Origin of the sequence: Nostocoides sp., from assembly GCF_035343835.1 — a bacterium.
GTDB lineage: Bacteria > Actinomycetota > Actinomycetes > Actinomycetales > Dermatophilaceae > Nostocoides_A > Nostocoides_A vanveenii.
Map to the genome: position 1 here is coordinate 1 of NZ_DAOQZV010000153.1, position 7674 is coordinate 7674.

The window sequence follows — 7674 nt, forward strand, 5'->3', positions numbered from 1 at the left end:
ATCTACGCGGTTCCCGTGCGCGACCGAGTCCGTATGCCGCCTGACCACCCCCTGAGCGTCCAAGCCCAACGCCTTTGGCGGCGGCCGGCGCGGCCGCGGCCCCGATGTGGTCGAAAGCGGATGTCGCACGTGCGATCTATCATCGACCTTGCCCCGCCTGCGCGGGGATGAGCCGTTTTGAGGTGCAGCAGGAACACCACGAAGATTCCCGCCCCGCCAGCGCGGGGATTTCCTGAGGCTCGCCAATGGCCACCCGACGGCTAGCGCCTAACTTTTCAGACGCAGCCGGACATTGATACTTGTCGGCTATCTGGTCGTCGCTGCCGCAGCGGCCGCCAGTTGGGGCCGAACGGCGTACGACTTGACGGCGAGGGGGTCGACGACACGACATTGAGGCTTGCGCACCGGCTCGTCGTCAGCCCGCAGGTCCGCGTGGATGACTTTGGCGGCCTCTCCGGCGTAGTTGAGAAGCCCGCGCGGGGATGAGCCCCAGCCGCGCGTCGACTTCTTCTTGGCGGTGTCGTCCGCCCCGCCCGCGCGGGGATGAGCCCGACTGTTACCGATTCCGATTGGTAACAACCCCGTCCGCCCCCGCGCGGGGATGAGCCCGTCTACGACGCTCCGCGTGACGCCTTCACGTGTCCGCCCTGCACTCGCGGGGATAAGGGCCGGAACCCGTCAGAATTCGGCAGCCTGAGCGGGCAGGGTGAGCGTGCGCAGCGCGGCGTCCAGCGCGAGCACGGCGCCCGGGCGGTGCTCGACGACAAACCCCGCCTCTGCGCGGGCGCCGATGGTCTGACCGCCCAGCCAACAAGCGCCGAGGTCGGCGATGTCGAGGGTGAGGTCCGGCGCCCCGTCGGTGCGCTCGGCGCGACCGATGCCGGTCGCGTCCGCGACCACGCGCCATACGCCGTCGTTCGCCGGTATGACGTGATCCCGCACCTCGATCCGGAGGTCGCAGGGCGCGGCATACCCCCGTTCGGCAACGGCGGCGGGCAGATCGGCGATGCGCAGCCATACCGAATCGGTGGTTCGCGCGTCAAGCGCCCGCGGGGAGCCGAGCCAGGTCACCAGGGGGTCGTCGGGAGCCACCCAGTTGACGACGGAGGTCACGAGGTCGAGGTCGACAAGCCTGCGCATCAGCGCCAGTCGTGCGCCCTGGTCGACGCCCGCGAACCAGGTGACGTCGACAGTCCCGGCGGGCCGGCCGGCGGACCAGGCGCCGTCGCGACGGAACCACGCGAACCCGACGTCGACCCCCTCCCGCGTGGCAAACATCAGGCGCCGGGGCTCCTTGCCGACGCGCAACTCCGGCACATCTCGAGTCAGTCGCGCAATGTCCTCGTCGCTGCGCACGACCATCCCAAGGTGGACGTTCGCGCACGCCGACCACACGGCATACAGGCGCTCGGCGTGTTCGGGCTCGGCGGTGGCCATGGCGGTGTGGGTCGCTTCTGCCAGATCGACAATCCCTTGGGGCGCAGTCCATTTCGTCCCGGCGGGGAATGACGTCAGGGCCGCGACCGACGCCATTCCATAACCGAACCGGCCGTAGATTCCCGGCTCGGATGCCTTCAGAACCGCGAGCGTCCGACCGCTCGCCCTCGTCCACTCCAGGTGGCTACCGACCATCGCGCGCAAGACGCCCCGGCGACTGTGATCCGGATGCACCCCCACCTGAGTCAGTCCCTCGACGGCCACCGCGCGCACACCGCCCAACGGGCCGGGGAGCCCGAGCAAGAGTTCGCGCGATCCGCACGCACCGACGATGTCGCCGTCATACTCAACGACGAGGGCTCCGCGCGGCCGCGACCCCGCCTCGCGCACATCGGCCGGCCCGCCGCCATCACCTGCCCAGACGATGTCATCGAGGGCGACGCGAGCGGCCGCGTCCGCGTCGATTGCAGCGCGCATCTGATACGCGACCGGTAGTCCGTTCACCCCTCCACCCTGGCAACGCGCTCCGAATGCGGCAAGTCGATATCGCCCGTGCGACAACACGCGCTGCTCTGAGAGGACGAGCGCATCCGTTGGCCGCGCAAGCCCCCGTCGGCTACCTCGTTTCGGCATAGTTTTCGCAGGGGCGTCTGCCAGCAGGGGCCGGCGACCTCGCACGGCGAAGGGGAAGCCATGGTTCGGAAACGCACCACCTTGCGGCGCTGACGCTGGCAGCGGCGACGGCAGGCGTCGCTGCGCCGGCGCAGGCCGGCCCGGCCCAGGACGTCAAGCTCGTCACGGCGGGCTTCCTGTGTGCCCGTCCCGGTCTCCAGCCTCGGCCGCTGCGTCCGCTCGGTCAGCGCAGACGGCGTTTCGGCAACCGTGTGTGTCATCACCACGGCCGGAGCAGCCAAGTGCTGGGGGCACAACTACGCAGGCAATGTCGGCAATGGGTCGATGTCGTATGCCGTCCCGACTCCCGCCCAGGTTGTCGGGCTGACCAGCGACATCAGTTCGATCGCGGTCGGCGAGGGCACGACGTGCGCCGTCCGAAGGGGCGCTCTGCTGTGCTGGGGCGATGGCGACAAAGGCTCGCGAGCATCTGGGGATCAGCGCGACTCACTGACTCCGGCGCCTGCCAAGGTACTGACCAGTGGTGTCACGCAACTGGCGATGGGGAGCATGGGTGGCTGCGCCGTGAAAGCGCGACGGTCCTACTGCTGGGGGGCAAGGGCATACGGCCAGCCCGTCTCGTTGGTGCCGAGGCTCGTGTCCTTCTGACCTGCGTGCCGAGTCAGGGAGGCACGAGGGGCAAGATACGGGCATGGGTATCCCCACCGACATTGAGATTGCCAGCGCTGCCAGTCTCCGCCCGCCCGTCGAGATCGCCGGCCGGCTCGGCATTCCCGAAGAGTTCGTCGAGCCGTATGGCCGCTCGGTCGCCAAGATCGACCTCGCCTGCCTCACCGCGCCGGGCCAGCCGACGCAGCAACGCGCGAAGTACGTCGTCATCTCGGCCGTCACTCCCACGCCGCTCGGCGAGGGCAAGACGACGACCGCGGTCGGGCTCGCCGATGGCCTAGCTCGCATCGGCCGGAATGTGGCCGTCACCTTGCGCCAGCCGTCGATGGGGCCGACCTTCGGGATCAAGGGCGGGGCCGCCGGCGGCGGCTACAGCCAGGTTGTCCCGATGGACAAGCTCAACCTCCATCTGACCGGTGACTTCCACGCGATCACCGCCGCGCACAATCTGCTGGCTGCGATCGTGGACAACCATCTCCACCACGGCAACCAGCTGCAGATCGACCCCCACAACATCACCTGGCGTCGCGTGCTCGACGTCAACGACCGCGCCCTGCGCAATCTCGTCGTCGGTCTCGGCTCCAAGGTCGACGGTGTCCCGCGCCAGAGCGGCTTCGACATCACCGCCGCGTCCGAGGTGATGGTCCTGCTCTCGCTCGCGACCTCACTGGAAGATCTCCGAGAACGGTTGCGCCGCATCGTGATCGGCTATTCGTATGCCGGCCGCCCCATCACCGCGGACGACCTCGGCGCCGCCGGCGCGATGGCCGTGATCCTCCAGGATGCGCTGAACCCCAACCTCCTGCAGACACTCGAGGGCACGCCCGCGCTGATCCACTGCGGGCCCTTCGGCAATATCGCCACCGGCAACTCCTCGATCGTCGCCGACCTCGTCGCCACGCGGCGCGCCGACATCGTCCTGACCGAGGCCGGCTTCGGTGCGGACATGGGGTGCGAGCGCTTCATGAACGTCAAATGCCGGGTCTCCGGCTTGCGCCCGGACGCCGCGGTCCTCGTCGTCACCATCCGCGCCCTGAAGACGCACTCCGGGCGTTTTGACGTCAAGGCCGGCAAGCCCCTGCCGCCGGAGATGCTCGAGGAGAATCCGGACGATGTCCGCGCGGGCCTGCCGAACTTGATCAAGCACATCGAGATCGTCAACACCTTCGGGGTCTCGCCCGTGGTGGCGATCAATGCCTTCCCGAGCGACTACGCGAGCGAGCACCAGGTCGTCATCGACGCGGCCGAGCGTCTCGGCATCGATGTCGCCGTGACCCGGCACGTGGCCGAGGGCGGGGCCGGCGCCGAAGCCCTCGCCGAAGCCCTGCTCAAAGCCCTCGACCGGCCGACCAACTTCCGCTTCACCTATGAACTCGACGCCCCGCTCGTCGACAAGATCGATGCGGTGGCGCGCAAGGTCTATGGGGCCGAGGGGATCGACGTGCTGCCGGCAGCGGCGAGCGCGCTCGCGGCATACGAAAAGCTGGGCTTCGGCGCCCTGCCCGTCGTCATCGCCAAGACGCACCTGTCGGTCTCCTCCGACCCCAAGCTGCTTGGCGCCCCCACCGGGTGGCGCCTGCCGGTGCGCGAGGTGCGCGCGGCGGCCGGCGCGGGCTATGTCTACGCGATCTGCGGCGAGATGCGCACCATGCCCGGCCTGTCCAGCCACCCCAACGCCGAACGCATCGACCTGACTCCCGACGGCGCCATCATCGGCCTGAGTTAGCCCGTGCGGGCGAGCCTCGACACCGTTTCGCCACCTGTGCACCCGCGTCGCCACGCCTACACCCCGTGGGACGCGGGTATGGGTGACGAAGGCCGGTATGCGTGGCGAAGCGGTGCAGGCGGGCCCTAGAGCCGTCCGCGCTCGGCCAGCACGACGGGTTTGCGCCGGCCTTCGGCTGCGCTTATCAGGGCCGTGCCGCACAATCTGCCCATGAACCGACGGCGCGCCCTGCTCGCGACAGTCGTCGCCGTGCTCGCGATCATTGCCGGTATGACCGTGTGGAGCCTGCGCCCGGACCCGCAGGCGCCGATCGCGCCTCAGTCACTGCGTATCCCGGTCGGCGCCGAAGCCGACGGGTCGGCCGTGACCCTGGATGCCGACCTGTACCTGCCGCAGTCGCACGCGCCTGCGCCAGCGGTCCTGCTGGCGCATGGATTCGGCGGCAGCAAGGCCGACCTACGAGCCGACGCTCAGCGCCTCGCAAGCGAGGGCTACGTCGTACTTGCTTATACGGCTAGGGGTTTCGGGCGATCGGGCGGTTTGATCCACCTGATGGACCCGGCCTACGAGGTGGCCGATGCCTCGGCGTTGATCGATTCGCTCGGCGCGAACGCTCGCGTCTTGCGGGACGCGAGCGGGGACCCGCGCGTGGCGGTCATGGGCGGCTCCTATGGGGGCGCGCTCGCCCTGATGGCCGCCGCGCGCGACCCGCGCGTCGACTCGGTGGTCGCGATGATCACGTGGCACGACCTGGCCGATGCCTTCTTCCCGAATGCTGCCGCCATCGCTGGGGAGACGGCGACGCCGGGGCCATTCAAGCAACTCTGGGCGGCCGCCTTTTTGATCGGCTCGCAGAGCGGCGCAGGTGGCGGCGCGGACGCGAGCGGGGCGTGCGGACGCTTCGAGCCCACCTTGTGCCGCGAGTTCGTCCGAGCGGCAGAGACCGGGCAGCCCAGTCCCGCTCTACTTGATCTGCTCCGAAAGCACAGTCCCGCAACGGATCTCGCGAGGGTGAAAGCGCCTGTCTATCTCGTCCAGGGCATGACCGACACACTCTTCGGGATCGACCAGGCGGACGCGACCGCGCGCACCCTCTTGGCCGACGGCGTCCCCGTGGCGGTCCGCTGGACCAACGGCGGCCACGACGGGAGCGGCACTGACGCGGCAGCGACCGTGGGCTCCGGGTCGGCGGCAGCGCGCTCCGAACGCGAAGACGTCACAGCATCGATCGACACGTGGCTGAATGGCGCACTGCGGCAGCGCATTTCCCGCCAATCCGAGCTGCCGATCCCCTCCTTCACGTATGCCGTGCGCCCGCGCCGCGGCCAGAACGCGGCCCGCGTGCTCTCCTTGCCGGCCTACGACCCGGCCGCCGTGGCTGGCCGGGTTGGGAGCCGGGAGTTGGCTTTGCATGGTGTCGGCGGCGGCCGGCTGCTGAACCCGCCCGGCGGCGTGCCTTCGGCGATCACATCGGTGCCGTCGGGGCCGGATCTGTCTGCGGCGCCGAGCTATTCGCTCGCTGCACTGCCTGGCCAGTCGGTCGCGTTCGACACCAGTCGCTTGACCGAGTCACTCACGGCGGTGGGCGCTCCCTGGCTGACGCTCGATGTGACGTCGTCGGGCAGCGAGGTCACGCTCTATGCCTCGTTGTGGCAGGTGCAGGGCGAGTCTGCGCGCCTGGTCCGGCCGCTGACCGCGCCCCTGCGGTTCGCAACCGAGCCCGGGCGTCGGACAACAGTGGCGGTGACCTTGCCGATGGCGACATGGCAACTGCCGGCTGGCTCGACATGGCGGGTGCTTATCAGCGCCACCGACGCGGCCTACCGAGGCCCGGTTGCGGCCAGGACCGATGCCATCACGCTTGATTCTCCGGCCCTGATCCTTCCGGTTGCGGACGGCACACCCCTCGGCGGCCCGGCGCTCGTGGATCGCGAGACCGCCTGGGTGGCCGCGGCGACGCTTGCCCTGCTGGCGCTTCTCACGGGTGCCGCTCTGGTCCGCGGCGGCCGACGCCGCAGGCCGGATCGTTTCGCCGCGCCGTGGCCGCGCGTCGAGTCGACGCCTGACCCCTCGCCCGGGAGACCCGACGAGGATCCCGGCCACCTTCAGGAGGTGGTGGCTGCCGGGGTGGGGAGCCACGGCATACCGGCTCGGGAAGAGGCGTCGGCCGGCGGGATGGGTCAGCTCGGGGAGGCGGTCGCGGCCGAAGAGGGGACCCGTGACATACGGGCTGGGAACGCGGACACGCCGGTGACTTTCGAGGTGCGGGGTCTGGTCAAGGTCTATGGCGACGGGCATCGCGCCGTCGACGACGTCAGTTGGCGCGCGGAGCGCGGCCAGGTCGTCGGCCTGCTCGGCCCCAATGGCGCGGGCAAGACCACGACCTTGCGTATGGCCGTCGGCCTGATCGGCGCCGACGCGGGCGAGACGCACATCCTCGGCCAACGCGTACGGCCCGGCGCCGCCGTCCTCGCCAATGTCGGGACGCTCATCGAAGGCCCGGGCTTCGTGCCGCACCTGACCGGCCGGCAGAATCTGCACGCCTATTGGGCCGCAACCGGGCGGCCGGCCCACGAGGCCGACCTCGAGGAGGCGCTCGACGTGGCGGCCCTCGGCGGTGCGATCGACCGGCCAGTGCGCTCCTACAGCCACGGTATGCGACAGCGGCTTGGCATCGCCCAGGCCATGCTCGGGCGGCCAGCCGTGCTCATCCTCGACGAGCCCGCCAACGGCCTCGATCCGCCGCAGATCGCCGCACTGCGCCCGATCCTCCAGACGTATGCCGCCGCCGGCCGCACCGTGATCGTCTCCAGTCACTTGCTCGCCGAGGTCGAGCAGACCTGCAGCCACGTCGTGGTCATGCAGGCCGGGCGCGTCGTGGCTGCCGGCGCCGTGGCCGACCTAGGTGTGACGCGCGATCGGCACCTGGAGGACGTCTTCCTCGACACCATCGCGGGCGGCAGACCGGTCCTCGCCGGCAACCGCGCGGTGGGCGGCCCGGGCTCACCCGGCCAGGCCGGCCACGCCGGCCCGGCCAACCACGACGGCCACGACGGCCACGACGGCCACGACGGTGCTACCAGCGGGGTCGACACCCGCACCGACCGACTCCGACAGATCAGGCCGCGATGAGCAACACACCCGCACCCGAGCGCCTGGCCGGCGAGGCGATCGGCCGGGGCCGCCGGGCACTGCCGCTGCGCGCCGAG

4 protein-coding genes are annotated in these 7674 nt (G+C 70.3%); 3 read left to right on the top strand and 1 reads right to left on the bottom strand.

Annotated features, from left to right (window positions below; translation table 11 throughout):
- Positions 1-678 precede the first annotated feature (678 nt).
- Positions 679-1941: a GNAT family N-acetyltransferase gene (locus PKH97_RS11205; RefSeq protein ID WP_324387518.1), complete on the bottom strand. Its 1263-nt coding sequence runs from the start codon at positions 1939-1941 to the stop codon at positions 679-681.
- Between the two features lie 309 nt (positions 1942-2250).
- Between PKH97_RS11205 and PKH97_RS11210 the strand changes: the two genes are divergently transcribed.
- The 3 genes from PKH97_RS11210 (at position 2251) to PKH97_RS11220 (ending at position 7597) form a co-directional block, all read left to right on the top strand.
- A complete protein-coding gene (locus PKH97_RS11210; RefSeq protein ID WP_324387519.1) occupies positions 2251-2718 on the top strand; it encodes a hypothetical protein in 468 nt (155 codons plus the stop codon).
- 43 nt (positions 2719-2761) lie between these two features.
- Positions 2762-4465 (top strand): formate--tetrahydrofolate ligase, encoded by a 1704-nt coding sequence (locus PKH97_RS11215; RefSeq protein ID WP_324387520.1) that lies wholly within the window; start codon positions 2762-2764, stop codon positions 4463-4465.
- A gap of 210 nt (positions 4466-4675) precedes the next feature.
- Entirely contained in the window at positions 4676-7597 is a 2922-nt protein-coding gene (locus PKH97_RS11220) for an alpha/beta fold hydrolase (protein ID WP_324387521.1), read from the top strand.
- Positions 7598-7674: the final 77 nt, after the last annotated feature.

Coding starts and splice junctions, on each gene's coding strand:
- PKH97_RS11220 (WP_324387521.1), top strand. CDS start 4,676: ATGAACCGACGGCGCGCCCTGCTCGCGACAGTCGTCGCCGTGCTCGCG.
- PKH97_RS11215 (WP_324387520.1), top strand. CDS start 2,762: ATGGGTATCCCCACCGACATTGAGATTGCCAGCGCTGCCAGTCTCCGC.